Here is a 13,083-nt window from a genome sequence, read left to right on the forward strand (position 1 = left end):
ACGTCACCAAATGGAAAGCCCCATAAATGATGAAGCTCTATTTTTTTAATGGAGAGATTTTTTAATCGATTGATAAGCGGATAAATGGATGAGTAGGTTTCCTTTTTAGCATTGCTCCATACAAGTCGGAACTGGCGCGCAGTTGCAACGCATTAAATTGTCATATCATCTAATCGTGTTTGGATATACTGACTAACGCCCCCGCCACCGTTATGGTGCATAAGAAGGGTGTACATTTGTTAAATCCTTCTTGAGACGGACTCAATAATAGCGGCTCCATACGCAATGCTGAGACAAAGAAAAATCGGAAAAAAGAAGCTTGGCAGGCACCAAAAGCCAATAAAAAAGAATACTGCTACCCACACACTTGTACACCAATAACACGACAGTAATGAGCCAATAAACTTACGTAAACCTTTCCCTTTCGGGTATGCATACAAGGTTCCATCTTCTTCTTTCAACTGAATAAAAGAATTGCGAAACCATTCCATAATATCGTCGGTGACAAAGAGCCTTGTCATTCTTGCTGTTGCTAATAATAAAATCAACCATTCAAACCACGTCATTGCCGACGCCTCCTCTCCTTTATATATATGAGTATATGAAAGGAGATATGAAGATAGGGTTTGCATAAAACAAAAAAGCGACCGATTACTTCGGTCGCATTAAAGATTATACAAGAGATAGCGTGCTATAACCGCCATCTACATGAATGATTTCACCTGTAATTCCACGAGATAAATCGCTAGCAAGAAAGAGGGCTGTGTCGCCAACCTCTTCTTGTGTCGTCGTTTTACGTAATGGTGCTTTTTCTTCAATCTCTTTTAGAACATCATTAAAGCCGCCAATTCCTTTTGCAGCAAGGGTACGAATCGGTCCAGCTGAAATGGCATTAACACGAATACCATCTTTTCCTAAATCATTTGCTAAATATTTTACACTTGCATCAAGTGCTGCTTTCGCTACGCCCATCACATTGTAGTTTTTCACAACGCGTTCGCCACCTAAGTACGTTAACGTCATCACGCTTCCACCTTCTGTCATAAGCGGACGTGCTGCTTTACAGACAGCTGTTAGTGAATAGGCACTAATATTTTGAGCTAAAAGGTAGCCATCACGGGTAACGTTTAAATACTCGCCTTCTAATTCCTCTTTATTGGCGAAAGCAATACAGTGCGCAACACCAGAAATGGTTCCAACTTGTTCTTTAATGTCGTTAAACGTTGCATCAATTTCTTCGTCACTCGAAATGTCACAAGGAAGAACGAGATGCTCTCCTTCAAGAGATTCAGCTAATGTTTTTACATTTTTTTCTAATCGTTCTCCTGCGTATGTAAAAACGAGTTTTGCACCGGCTTCGTCTAGTGATCGTGCAATTGCCCATGCAATGCTTCGCTTGTTCGCTACACCCATTACTACATATGTACGTCCAGTTAAATCAATTGATTTCATCTGTTAAGCCTCCAATTTTTATTATCAGGTACTAATAGTTTATCACATTATTAATCAGTCAACTAGCTTAGAAGGGAAAAAATCTTGATTCGTATCTTCTATCGCCATATCGGCACAAACCCGTTTCCAAGCTTTAGGCAGTGGGCTTTTGATTACATACCTTTCTCCAGTTAGCGGTTGTGTGAATGTTAGCTGGTAACAATGCAATGCTTGATGGGAAAAACATCGTTGATCGCCTCCGTATAAGCCATCTCCTAAAAGAGGAAAACCGATCGATTGAAGGTGAACGCGAATTTGATGCGTTCTCCCTGTTTGCAATTCAAGTTGAAGAAGACTTTCTTTCTGATTAGAGGCAATTCGTCTGTAATATGTAAGAGCTGGCTTGCCGTCAGCCCGTACTTCTCTTTCAATAATGCTTGAAGCTTTGCGACCGATTGGTGCGTTTATCGTTCCCTTTAATTTCGGTACACCCGTGACTACTGCTGAATAATAACGTTTCAATTCACCTTGTTGCTGCGCTTTAGAAAGTAGATCGTGCGCATGACGATGTTTGGCAATCATTATTAATCCACTCGTTCCCCGATCTAGTCTGTTAACCGCATGAAACGTTGCCGCAATATCTTGTTTTTGGTAATAGTTCAACACTGCATTGGCTAGCGTATGATCAGGATGATCGTGGGAAGGAATGGTTGCCATCATGGCTGGCTTTTCCACGACGAGAAGGTCTGTGTCTTCATAATGAATGGTGAGTGCTATGTTTTGTGGCTTTAAAGATGAACTCACCTGCTCATTAGGTAGACAAACTCGTACGTGATCTCCTTCTTTCACATATGCTCTAACAGTAACAGGCACATCGTTTAGAAAGATTTCGCCACCTTGAAACTTTATCGCAGACAGCAAACGCTTGGAGAGCTGTTTTTCTTCACGTAAAAAAGCGCGCAGTGAGAGATTTGCCTCACTTTTCCTAACGCGCCATTTTAGCTCCTTTTTATTCACTGATAAACGACTCCTTCACACGCTTCCAAAACGGAAACGGACGAAAACGTGCAAAACGAACTTTTTCTTCCGCTACTCGACATTGAACGGTATCAACATTTTCCTCATAATTTGGCACATTGAAATGATCAATCGTTACTTGAACGGATACATCATTTAATAATTTCAATAAACACGTATGATGTTGAGGCAACACAAGTGGCGAACCCAACGTACGATAAACTCGATTATTAATCGAAGCCATCTCAGAAAGCTGAATCGATGCTAAGGATGGATGCAAAATAGCCCCACCTAATGCTTTGTTATAAGCTGTGCTTCCTGACGGAGTTGACATACAAAGCCCGTCTCCTCTAAACGTTTCAAAGACCTCACCTTTTATTTCGACATTACATACTAGAGATCCTTCTGAACTTTTAATCGTTGACTCATTCAACGCTAAGTAGCGCCTTGAGGCTCGTCCATCTCGATACCGTATCACCACTTCTAATAAAGGATACTCAACAATTTGATAGGGCGTTTTAATGATATGTGTGACTAAGTGATCCGCTTCTTCTGGTACCCAATCTGCATAAAAACCAAGGTGCCCCGTATGTATACCTACAAAAGCCGTTTCTTCTAACCGGTGTGCATATAAATGAAATGCTTCAAGTAACGTGCCATCTCCACCTACAGTAATGACAATGTCTGGTTCTTCATGATCGAGAATTAAATCCGCCTTAAGCAACTTTTCTTTCATTGACTCACATAAATCATTCGAAAGGTTATCCCCTCTCGAAGCAACTGAGAACTTCACGCCATTAGCCTCCTGCCTATCCTCTATTTTGGCGTTGTTTCGCGGTAATAATCCGCTGCGCCTCTTGAACTTCATCCCGAATAATGGACATTTCCTCATCTAGCCAAAATGCAGCTTCAGACGCTCGTTGCAACCGCATGTTAATATCATCAGGGATCTCTCCACTGTACTTATAACGTAATGAATGCTCAATCGTTGCCCAAAAGTTCATTGACATCGTTCGAATTTGCAATTCGACAATGACATTTTCTCTACCCTTAATCGTATGAACAGGATATTGGAGCATCATATGATAGGACCGATAGCCACTCGGTTTCTTTTCTTTTATATAATCACGCTCAGAAACAATCACGAAATCCGTTCGAGATCGAATTAAATCAATAACTTTATCAATATCTTCTACAAATTGGGTGACAATCCGAACACCACCAATATCTTGCATTTCCCCTAAACGATCAAGAGGGATTTGCTTGCGTTCTGCTTTATTTAAAATACTAGATATTGGTTTTACTCGACCAGTAACAAATTCAATCGGTGTATGGAGAGATGTTTTTTGATATTGCTCACGAATTCCCTTTAATTTCACTTTTAACTCGTCTACCGCTTGCTTATAAGGAGTTAAGAAAGAATCCCAATCCATTTTTCATCACCTGCTTTTTCGCTATTCAAACACAGACTTCACAGCCAGTTCAAATGCTTCTCCGTAGTTTCCATTCCCTTGTATATTTTCTAACAAAAACGTCATTTCATCATTAAATTGCGCTAATGTCAAACGAGTACTTTCGTTCAATTTTAAATAGAAGGTTGTTTCGCTTTCATAACCTTTTTTCAACTCGGGCCAAACTTGTTCATCGAACCGTATGCCACGGAAGCCTTTATGATCTTCAATAATATACAAAAATGCAAATTGATCAGAGTCCACTAAGATCCGCTCGCCGTCCTTTAAGTCATTCGCACTACGCTCGCTAACCTCCTGATTTAAATAGACCGTTGTTACCTCGTTTCCTACTTCAATTGATTGTACGTGTAAGTATTCCATCTGACCCCTCCAACTTGCCTCTTTTTCCGATTATATCTTATCATAAATGAGAGCCAAAACACACATGATGAGTATAAGCGAACGAAGGGTGAGACGATTAATGACAACAGAAATGGAATATGAAGCGAAATCTCTTCTGACAAAAGAAGAATACGAGCAATTACAACACGTCCTCGGTAAGAAACAACCACTTACTCAGCGAAACGAATATTTTGATACACAAGCATTTCATTTAAAGGATAAAACGGCCGCATTACGCATACGAACGAAGGCAGGAAAAGCTGTCTTAACGTTAAAGCAACAAACAGACGAAGGTATGGTGGAAACCCATCAAAAACTAGAAGAAACCGATCAAGCTTTATTCCTTTCAGGAACATTGCCTGAAGGGGCTGTAAAAATAGCCATAGAATCCCTTCTTCCAAATACGTGCGTTTTTTATCCATACGGACAGTTGACTACACACCGAATTACGTATCCATATAAAGACGGGTTACTTTGTCTCGATCACAGTGAATACAACCATCGAGAAGATTATGAGATTGAGTATGAAGGTACCTCGATGATCCAAGCAGTTGAAGTGCTGACAGAGCTGTTACATCAACAGCAGATAACGTGTAAACCTGCTGCCAACAAAGTCGCTCGCTTCTTTTCCACCTCTCCTCACTTTACCGATAGTAACTAATTCGCAAGTAACAAAAGGAACCAAGCGCACGAAACGTTTGGTTCCTTTTTGTTAGGCTTGCTGATAAGTACTCATTACTTTCGGTACATACGCTTGAGTTTCTTTAAATGGCGGTATTCCGTTGTATTTATCAACGTTACCTGGACCTGCATTATAGGCGGCTAGCGCTAGAGATACATTACCATCGTAACGATTGAGCATATCTTTTATGTAACGTACGCCGCCTCGGATATTTTGTTCCGGATCAAATATCGATGTCACGCCAAGCCCTCTTGCAGTTCCGGGCATAAGCTGCATTAACCCGCTCGCCCCAGCAGAACTTACCGCTTTTTCATTAAAATTTGACTCATGCTTTATTATAGCCATCGTCAGCTTCGGATCCACTTGATATTCATTCGAAATCCGTTCAATTAAAGGCATATAGGCTTGAGCGTTTGCATCGACATTTTTAGATAAAGAAGCCCCATTTATCGATGAAGAGGCACCACTTCCTGCAGGCACCTGCTCTAACTGCTGATTAAATAAGGGCAATAAAAAAGGTAACGATAAAGAAGAAGATTGCGCAGAAGATGTTTGTTGCATCGCCGTTGCCAAAAACGTGCTAAAATCAGTTTGATTCAAGGGCACTGTTTGAGCAGTGCTAGTGCTCACGCTATCATACCCTTGTGCTAGTGGCCAAAAATGAATAGTCAACCTAGTTCACCTGCTTTTCACGTACATTTTCTTCTATTGTACAGGGATCTCCAAAAATAGACAATATGATTACCCTTTTTACTCGTTCTAAAACACATGATTTGCCCAACGTCGTAAACGTTGCTACAATAGAACTATGGTATTGATGTAAAAGGAGCGAGGGTAACCGTGCCTGACCAAAACAAAACTAGCCCTTATGCTTTAATCGGTGGAGAAGCGACACTTGATTCTCTCGTTGAAGCTTTCTATGGCTACGTAAAAAACCATAGTGATTTAACTCATTTATTTCCTGACGATTTAACAGAAACAAAAGATAAGCAAAAAAAATTCTTAACGCAATTTTTTGGTGGTCCACAAGCATATACAGAGGAGTACGGTCATCCACGACTGAGGGCTCGTCACATGCCATTTGTCATTAGCCCTGTTCAAGCGGATGCTTGGCTTGCCTGTATGGAAAAAGCGATGGACGACGTGCATTTATCAGGTGATATTCGTGAATTTATGATGCAGCGACTTACACTTACCGCTCATCATATGGTAAATCACGCATCAGCACCAAGGTAAAAGAAAGGAGTTGTACCATGAACCTTAAACGTCATTCTTTCGAAGAGTGTAATCAAGAAATGGGTATTTGTGGCATCTCCGACTCACGTGAGCAATTGCCACTAAAAAAGCCGATTGAAATTTATTTCTTCATTGATCCACTTTGCCATGATTGTTGGACCATTGAGCCGATTATAAAAAAGTTTCAGATTGAATATGGTCATTACTTTAAAGTACGAATTCTTTTAGCAGGGAAATTATCGTATTGGAACGCTTTTAACCGCTCTTTAAAAAAGAAAAGCAAACAAGAAACACAACTTGATCCTACGATGTGTTGTGCAGGTAAAGTTGAACTAAACAAAATGGATATCAATCCATATAACGCGTACATTGCGGTTAAAGCAGCCGAACTTCAAGGACCTCGTGCTGGTTTACGTTTCTTAAGAAAACTACGGGAAGCGTTGTTTCTCCGAAAATGTAACGTGACAGATGAAGCCATTTTAAAGCAATGTTCTAGAGAAGCTGGACTAGATGTAGATGTCTTTTTAGATGACCTGCATTCTGCGACTGCTACAAAAGCGTTGCAATGTGATATTCAGACAACATCAGAAATGGATGTTGAGTCTGTACCGAGTCTCGTGTTTTTTAACGGCAACTCTGAAGAAGCCGGTATAAAAATTTCTGGTCATTACCCTTATCACATTTACGTACAGCTATTGGAAGACATGTTAGGTTTTACTCCTGAGCGCGCATCCCATCCAAACTTGGAGGCGTTCCTTTGTCATTATGGATTTTTAGCAACCTCAGAAATTGCTACTGTTCTTGATAAATCGCCTGAAGAAGTAGAGCGTTCATTAAAATCGTTAATGCTCCAGCAAAAAGTAGAAGCGGTCCCGTTTAAATATGGCACTTTTTGGAAATGGATTGCATAAGAAAAGCTACGTATCTTTGACTAGATACGTAGCTTTTTTATATTGCAAAGAGAATGTGACATGCAAAATCTATCTTAACGTATAATGAAAGTAGAATGCAAGTTTTTCTTTATGATCCTTCGCTATCTCGTTTAACAAAGGAGCGTTTAACCAATGAAAAAAAGCATGTTTTTCCTTCGTTTAGTGCTATTGTTTGTTGCATTTGGCCTTTACTTGATGAGTTTGTTGCATTTATTTCCCATTTGGATTGCAACACCGTTATTATTTGGTGCCAGCTACTTTCTCTTTCGACCGAATCAAAAGAAAAACCGGTTTAAAGGCTATCGATCTCGGGGTTAACTATTATTCAGCAAGCATTCTCTCAAGCTCATCTAATGTTTCTTCAAAGCGCTTCATCGTCACTTGTACAGGTTCTTTTGCTGTCATATCAACACCCGCTTCTTTCAGAAGCTCAATAGGAAAATCTGTCATACCTGATTGTAAAAACGTGATGAATCGGTCAGCTGCAGGCTTTCCTTCTTCATGAATGGCATCTGATAAAGCGACAGCAGCACTATAACCGGTTGCATACTGATACACGTAGTAGTTCATAAAGAAATGAGGTATTCGTGCCCACTCATAGGCGATGGCGTCATCTGTAATCACATCTGGCCCATAATACTTTTCATTTAACTCTTTATAAGCTTTTGCTAGTACGTCTTTTGTAATCGCCTGACCTTTTTCATTTTGACTATGAAGGAAATGCTCAAATTCTGCAAACATTGTTTGACGAAAAACAGTTGTTCTCATCCCATCTAATAATTGATTTAGTAAGTAAATCTTCTTTTGTTTATTTGTTTCTTTTTTTATTAAATAATCGTGTAACAACAGCTCATTTAAGGTTGATGCTACTTCAGCCAGAAAAATGGTGTAGCGTCCATACACAGGAGGCTGATTTTCTCTCGTGTAATAGCTATGAACACTATGCCCAAATTCATGTGTGAGAGTCGACAAACTCGTATGCGTGTCCTGCCAATTCATTAAAATGAACGGTTTCGTTCCGTAGCTCCCTCCACTATAGGCACCACTATCTTTCCCTTTATTTTCATACAAATCGACCCAACGTTCATTTAGACCTTTTTGAACAATGGATACATACTCTTCTCCAAGAGGCGCAAGGGATGAGAGCATCGTTTCTTTCGCTTCCTCATAGGTAAAAGGCAGTTGAACATCTTGTACAATGGGCGTGTATAGATCGTACATATGTAAATGTTCAAGTTTTAACAAGCGTTTTCTAAGGCGCATATAGCGGTGTAAAAGCGGCAAACTCTTTCCAACCGTTTCAACTAGCTGGTCATACACACGTTCTGAGATGTAATTTTCATCAAGGGCTGCTGCTCTTGCTGAATCATAGCCTCTCATCGTTGCTTCAAACTGCTTTGCTTTTACCTCTCCACTTAAAATTGACGCGATTGTATGGCTAAATTGCTCATAAGTAGCATAGTAAGACTCATATACTCGCTTTCGGACAAAACGATCCGGTTGCGCCATAAGCGTTATAAATCTTCCAGGCGTTACAGTAATGTCTTCTCCCTTTTCGTCTTTAACCGTCTTAAACGTAATATCAGCATTTGTTAGCAATGAATAGGTTTTTCTAGATGCTGCAAACGGTTCTTGCAAACGGGATAATAACGCTTCTTCCTTCTCCGATAAAATATGGTCTTTTCGATGATGCATGAAAGCAACATATTGCTTGTACTTTTGTAACGGCTCATACGATTGTAAAAAGTGGGCTAAGTTCGACTCATTCATTTGCAAGATCTCTGGTTGCAAAAAGGCGGTCTTATCATTAAAATTTACATAGAGCTGTGATCCTTTTTCACTGCGCTCTTGTAAAACAGAGTTGGTCGTGTCTACATCACTACTATGACGAGCATAAACCAAGATCTTTGTAGCCTCTACCTCCAAATCATAATACCCTTCTAAAACTTGAAACAACATGTTTGCTGAAGAGACCACTTTCCCTTTATACTTTTGGAAATCCTCAACTTTTTCACGCAACTGCATACAAGCGTGTTCCCATTCTTCAGGTGTACTATAAATGGACTCCAAATCCCAAGTTGACTCTTTCGGAATTTCTTCTCGTTTTAACACTGTTTCTTCTGCCATTCCGCCTACCTCCTTCTATATGTTTTTTCATTATAACAAGTATTTTGAACAATAGCACGACTGTTCCATAATAGATGGTACCATCACGACAAATACGCCTCTTGCTTTTTATTTACTTCTGACCATTTTTGCACAAGAACCGTTTCACTTTCAATCGTTTCTTTTGCCGAATAGACTCGTTTATATACGAGGGACGAAACAGCTGATTTTTCCAAATAACGGAAGGAAATGAGAAGATCCATGTATTGTGTGACTAATTTGGGAACAACACTACTGTAGGTACATTGGGCTCGCAGCCCCCATTGAAATCGTTGAACTAGGGCAGTCAATCGTTGGTTTATAGTTGTATAGGAGAACGGTTTATGAAGGGGAAACTGTTCTAAAATATCAAAAACGAAAAAGGTTTGCCATACATGAGGGGGAGCTGTCACATATAGTTGAGCTGGTAATGACCATCCAATCAACGGAGGTATTCGATCTAAACGCATTTGTTGGTAATAAGGAAGGAGGAAGGGATATTGAAGCATCATTTGTGTAGCTGCTTTTTTACGGTATCGTACATATTCATCGTTTAAAGAGATCGCGGATCGCCAAGGAGGTGAGAATAAGCGCTGCGGCGTTAATTGATTCAATTTGATATAATCACAACTAGCAAGCACGACGTTGCCATGAAGACTAAACAAATTTGATAAAAAGCAAAACAAGTTACATAGGGGGTCAAAATAATAGAGGTATCGACGGTGGTTGTATAGATAGATGGCGTAAAATTCAAATTCATGAAGAAGAAATTGAGCAGCTCGTTTTCGCTTTAATCGCTGTGCACCGAGTACCCATACAGGCACAATATTTAATGAACGGTAGGCATCGTTACGCGAAATCATATCTTCAGCACTTATAGCAGAACACTGATATTCAATCGCAATACTTGTATTGCCAGCTTGGATGTGAATATCTGGTCGTTGTTTTGTTTGGGGTAAGTAATGTTCCAGTGACGTTTTTGGGAAGGTGTGTAAGAAGAAAGCGTGGAGTAGTTCCTTTCCTTGTTGGTGAAGTAGCGATTCGTTCGTTGAGCTCCCTTTGCACGCAGTTAATTTGCGATGAGCAAAGTGCCAACGACGTTTCTTTCCTAGTCGTACGACAACTTCTTGCTTACAACTTTGACAAAAGAACGTCTCTTCTCGTCTTTTTTTTAACCAGTATTGTTTTGATTGCGAATTGTGAATGTGGACTTGCGCGTCGTTTTGATTTTTCGCAGTGTACAAACCATCTCTCCTTTCTTTCTTAATAAGACACATTCTCGCTATCGTCTCATTAATCCTTCTTCCATCACGAAAAAAAGGAACGTCAACGGACGCTCCTTATTAAAACGCTTGCTTAATAACACTTAATGCATTTGTAACAGCAATTTCTTTTCCATACTCTTTTAGCCTATGGATCGTCAATTCTGATTCATATCCAAACTCTAACATACGACTTAATAAGTTATCTTGTTCATCTTCTGTATAATGATCGTTATTAAAGTGGATATGCAAATAGTAACGACCTTCGTAATGATACAAGCTATTTGTCAAAAACTCAGGCTGAACGGATTGACTCAGAGAAATAACATCTTCGAATTCTCTGAAACCAATAATAATCTCAAGTTGGTCGTACTGTGAGTCCACTTGCTTATTTAATTCGTCTAGCTCCGTGTTTTCTTCCTCAACATCTTCTTCTTTAACAGGAATCTCAAGCTTCATATTTCCATCAGAGATTTGGCCACGTGTCACGAGAATTTCTAAGCCTTTATCGTGTGCATGGACTTGAATCCATAGAGGCCCATCAAGCTCAAAATCATCACGATCACTTGCTTCATTCATCATGTCATAAAAGAGTTCTTCTCCTCGTTCACGATTATACCAGATCTCTTCACGCTCGAAACCACGTTCCTCAATATCTTTATAGGTAATAAAAAATCGAATTGTTGTATCGTTTACGCGTTCAATCTCCATTCTCGCTCCCCCTCCTAACGGATTATGGTTGTCACACTCAAGAAGTGAGCAGATCCTCTATTTCTATTGTATGATAGATCAGAAAAAAATGAAATGAATCTGCATGCTTTCGGCGAGATTATTGATTAATAATTTTCTCTTATTGAAAGAAAAAAGTCAAGAAAAAACCTTCTGTATCCAACAGAAGGTCATTAATTCACAAGACGTTGTGCTTCTTGAAGTTGGAACGTACGAACTTTTCGTGGCAAGAAGCGACGAATTTCCGCATCATTGTAACCTACTTGAAGGCGCTTTTCGTCAAATATAATCGGTCTACGTAATAATCCTGGATTATCACTAATAATGGTAAATAATTTTTGTAGCGGCAAAGATTCCAATTCAACATCAAGCTCTTGGAATACTTTAGAGCGAGTTGAAATGATCTCATCTGTACCATCTTCCGTCATACGAACGACATGTTTTACTTCTTCTACAGAGAGTGGTGCTGCAAAAATATTCCGCTCTTCAAATGGAATATCATGCTCTTCTAACCATGCTTTTGCTTTTCTACAAGATGTACAACTAGGGGATGTTAGTAGTGTGACCATCTTATTGAATCTCTCCTTTACATCATTATCAAATGGACTTCTATTTGCATTCGTTCACTTAATCACATTCTTATTATACAATTTTGTCTAATAGTTGTATAGTGTTGAACCGTAAAACTTATACAAAGATTAAACAAAAAGTATGTGAAAGACTACAACTATTTGTATAGTTACCCCGAATTGTTTTTATTTAAACCTGTTTTCTTTTCCTCATTTGTTGCTTTTAATGATTACAAAGGGATTTTTCACATACATTACGATCTAACCTAAAAAAGACAGATACAGAACAACGCTCTCCAATTATGACAGATGTCATTCTAGAGAGCGTTGCTTGCCTATCTATCGTTAAGCACTACATTTTTTTGATTGAGGATACGGATGGTCATGTAGACGACGTTTCCGAAACTTGCCAAAACGCTTCCGCAATAAATCTTCCCAAATCCGACGTTTCTTTTTATTTTTTTGCTTCTTTTTCTTTTGCACACAAACACCACCTTTTCAAGAAGGTTTCAAAGGTTTGCTTTCTTCCTCATACGTTAATACTTTATTTACTGGCTCATAGGATTCTCCATATAAATGTTTATCTTTATACGTATGAATCGTTTCGTACGTGTGCTTCATTTGTTCATAAATTGTATTCTCATCATCGTTCTCTGGTGACCAAAAAAGAATCTCTAATTCATTGACTTCATTCGTCGCTAGAGAACGCCGACGATAGCCGATTGATTTAGCATGAGTAAAGCCTTCTCGCTTATAGAACCGCTGTCTTTTTTTTGTATCTGTGTCTTCGTAATCAATGGGCTCTACTTCTAGTATAATCGGCTTCTTCTTATTTTTCAATTGGTCCAACAATTTTTTCCCTAAACCTTCCCCTCTCGCATTGCTTGAAACAAACAGATAATCAACAAATACAAACTCGTCTGTTTCCACATACATTAGTACATGTTGATCACTCTCGTCTTTGTGATAAATATCGCTTTTTTCCTTTAACAAAAGCTTCATATGCTCTTCCGATTTCATTTCCTCAATAGGGAAATACTCTGCAAGTTTATCATACCAAGTTTTCATTACACATTTCCTCCTTTTTATTTACTATACCGTCATTTCATTATTTACAAACCTACTCTCTAGTAGTATTTCCTGACGAGACCATCTTATGAATAAGCGGTTCCTAAAAAAAAGTTGTTCAACTAGGTTTACACCTAGTTAAACAACCTCTTTGTTTTG

At 39.2% G+C, this 13,083-nt stretch carries 16 protein-coding genes; 4 read left to right on the forward strand and 12 right to left on the reverse strand.

The features are described from left to right. Nucleotides 1-239: 239 nt before the first annotated feature. From FPV17_RS13880 to FPV17_RS13905, 6 genes are all read right to left on the reverse strand, one after another. Entirely contained in the window at nt 240-566 is a 327-nt protein-coding gene (locus FPV17_RS13880; RefSeq protein WP_035397053.1) for a DUF1360 domain-containing protein, read from the reverse strand. Between the two features lie 106 nt (nt 567-672). Next, on the reverse strand, nt 673-1,452 hold the full coding sequence (fabI, locus tag FPV17_RS13885; RefSeq protein ID WP_035397055.1) for an enoyl-ACP reductase FabI: 780 nt from the start codon (nt 1,450-1,452) through the stop codon (nt 673-675). 54 nt (nt 1,453-1,506) lie between these two features. Continuing rightward, a complete protein-coding gene (locus FPV17_RS13890; RefSeq protein ID WP_144559271.1) occupies nt 1,507-2,448 on the reverse strand; it encodes an RluA family pseudouridine synthase in 942 nt (313 codons plus the stop codon). Then, entirely contained in the window at nt 2,441-3,241 is an 801-nt protein-coding gene (locus tag FPV17_RS13895) for an NAD kinase (RefSeq protein WP_035397057.1), read from the reverse strand. Before FPV17_RS13895 ends, FPV17_RS13890 begins: the two co-directional genes overlap by 8 nt. Nucleotides 3,242-3,257: 16 nt before the next feature. Further along, a complete protein-coding gene (locus FPV17_RS13900; protein ID WP_035397059.1) occupies nt 3,258-3,881 on the reverse strand; it encodes a GTP pyrophosphokinase in 624 nt (207 codons plus the stop codon). A 21-nt stretch (nt 3,882-3,902) separates the two neighbouring features. Then, nucleotides 3,903-4,280, reverse strand: coding sequence for a UPF0738 family protein (locus tag FPV17_RS13905; protein WP_052008181.1), 378 nt, complete (start codon nt 4,278-4,280; stop codon nt 3,903-3,905). A gap of 100 nt (nt 4,281-4,380) precedes the next feature. On the opposite strand from FPV17_RS13905, the gene FPV17_RS13910 reads away from it, so the two are divergent. Further along, nucleotides 4,381-4,962 (forward strand): CYTH domain-containing protein, encoded by a 582-nt coding sequence (locus tag FPV17_RS13910; protein ID WP_186370623.1) that lies wholly within the window; start codon nt 4,381-4,383, stop codon nt 4,960-4,962. Nucleotides 4,963-5,013: 51 nt separating this feature from the next. On the opposite strand, the gene FPV17_RS22390 is transcribed toward FPV17_RS13910, so the two are convergent. Then, complete coding sequence (locus tag FPV17_RS22390; protein ID WP_052008182.1) at nt 5,014-5,655, reverse strand: lytic transglycosylase domain-containing protein; 642 nt, start codon at nt 5,653-5,655, stop codon at nt 5,014-5,016. Nucleotides 5,656-5,823: 168 nt separating this feature from the next. On the opposite strand from FPV17_RS22390, the gene FPV17_RS13920 reads away from it, so the two are divergent. The 3 genes from FPV17_RS13920 (at nt 5,824) to FPV17_RS13930 (ending at nt 7,469) form a co-directional block, all read left to right on the forward strand. Beyond that, entirely contained in the window at nt 5,824-6,219 is a 396-nt protein-coding gene (locus tag FPV17_RS13920) for a globin domain-containing protein (protein ID WP_144559273.1), read from the forward strand. A 17-nt stretch (nt 6,220-6,236) separates the two neighbouring features. Next, nucleotides 6,237-7,130, forward strand: a complete 894-nt coding sequence (locus FPV17_RS13925) for a ClpXP adapter SpxH family protein (RefSeq protein ID WP_144559274.1) — start codon at nt 6,237-6,239, stop codon at nt 7,128-7,130. A gap of 153 nt (nt 7,131-7,283) precedes the next feature. Next, entirely contained in the window at nt 7,284-7,469 is a 186-nt protein-coding gene (locus FPV17_RS13930) for a hypothetical protein (protein WP_035397063.1), read from the forward strand. A 3-nt stretch (nt 7,470-7,472) separates the two neighbouring features. Here FPV17_RS13930 and pepF read toward each other — a convergent pair whose 3' ends face one another. The 5 genes from pepF to FPV17_RS13955 all read right to left on the reverse strand — a co-directional run bounded on the left by pepF (nt 7,473) and on the right by FPV17_RS13955 (nt 12,924). Continuing rightward, nucleotides 7,473-9,278: an oligoendopeptidase F gene (gene pepF, locus FPV17_RS13935; RefSeq protein WP_144559275.1), complete on the reverse strand. Its 1,806-nt coding sequence runs from the start codon at nt 9,276-9,278 to the stop codon at nt 7,473-7,475. Between the two features lie 83 nt (nt 9,279-9,361). After that, entirely contained in the window at nt 9,362-10,540 is a 1,179-nt protein-coding gene (locus FPV17_RS13940; RefSeq protein ID WP_186370624.1) for a competence protein CoiA, read from the reverse strand. Between the two features lie 99 nt (nt 10,541-10,639). Next, entirely contained in the window at nt 10,640-11,269 is a 630-nt protein-coding gene (gene mecA / locus FPV17_RS13945) for an adaptor protein MecA (RefSeq protein WP_035397065.1), read from the reverse strand. Nucleotides 11,270-11,460: 191 nt separating this feature from the next. Further along, entirely contained in the window at nt 11,461-11,856 is a 396-nt protein-coding gene (spxA, locus tag FPV17_RS13950; protein ID WP_035397066.1) for a transcriptional regulator SpxA, read from the reverse strand. A gap of 498 nt (nt 11,857-12,354) precedes the next feature. Then, nucleotides 12,355-12,924, reverse strand: a complete 570-nt coding sequence (locus FPV17_RS13955) for a GNAT family N-acetyltransferase (protein WP_144559277.1) — start codon at nt 12,922-12,924, stop codon at nt 12,355-12,357. Nucleotides 12,925-13,083 lie beyond the last annotated feature (159 nt).

Origin of the sequence: Shouchella miscanthi, assembly GCF_007725405.1 — a bacterium.
In the GTDB taxonomy this organism is placed as follows: domain Bacteria; phylum Bacillota; class Bacilli; order Bacillales; family Bacillaceae_D; genus Shouchella; species Shouchella hunanensis.

What these genes read in the sequence shown, in the direction of transcription:
- FPV17_RS13880 (WP_035397053.1), bottom strand. Translation starts at nt 566, where the DNA reads ATGACGTGGTTTGAATGGTTGATTTTATTATTAGCAACAGCAAGAATG.
- fabI (WP_035397055.1), bottom strand. Translation starts at nt 1,452, where the DNA reads ATGAAATCAATTGATTTAACTGGACGTACATATGTAGTAATGGGTGTA.
- FPV17_RS13900 (WP_035397059.1), bottom strand. Translation starts at nt 3,881, where the DNA reads ATGGATTGGGATTCTTTCTTAACTCCTTATAAGCAAGCGGTAGACGAG.
- FPV17_RS13905 (WP_052008181.1), bottom strand. Translation starts at nt 4,280, where the DNA reads ATGGAATACTTACACGTACAATCAATTGAAGTAGGAAACGAGGTAACA.
- FPV17_RS13910 (WP_186370623.1), top strand. Translation starts at nt 4,381, where the DNA reads ATGACAACAGAAATGGAATATGAAGCGAAATCTCTTCTGACAAAAGAA.
- FPV17_RS13925 (WP_144559274.1), top strand. Translation starts at nt 6,237, where the DNA reads ATGAACCTTAAACGTCATTCTTTCGAAGAGTGTAATCAAGAAATGGGT.
- FPV17_RS13930 (WP_035397063.1), top strand. Translation starts at nt 7,284, where the DNA reads ATGAAAAAAAGCATGTTTTTCCTTCGTTTAGTGCTATTGTTTGTTGCA.
- pepF (WP_144559275.1), bottom strand. Translation starts at nt 9,278, where the DNA reads ATGGCAGAAGAAACAGTGTTAAAACGAGAAGAAATTCCGAAAGAGTCA.
- mecA (WP_035397065.1), bottom strand. Translation starts at nt 11,269, where the DNA reads ATGGAGATTGAACGCGTAAACGATACAACAATTCGATTTTTTATTACC.
- spxA (WP_035397066.1), bottom strand. Translation starts at nt 11,856, where the DNA reads ATGGTCACACTACTAACATCCCCTAGTTGTACATCTTGTAGAAAAGCA.
- FPV17_RS13955 (WP_144559277.1), bottom strand. Translation starts at nt 12,924, where the DNA reads ATGAAAACTTGGTATGATAAACTTGCAGAGTATTTCCCTATTGAGGAA.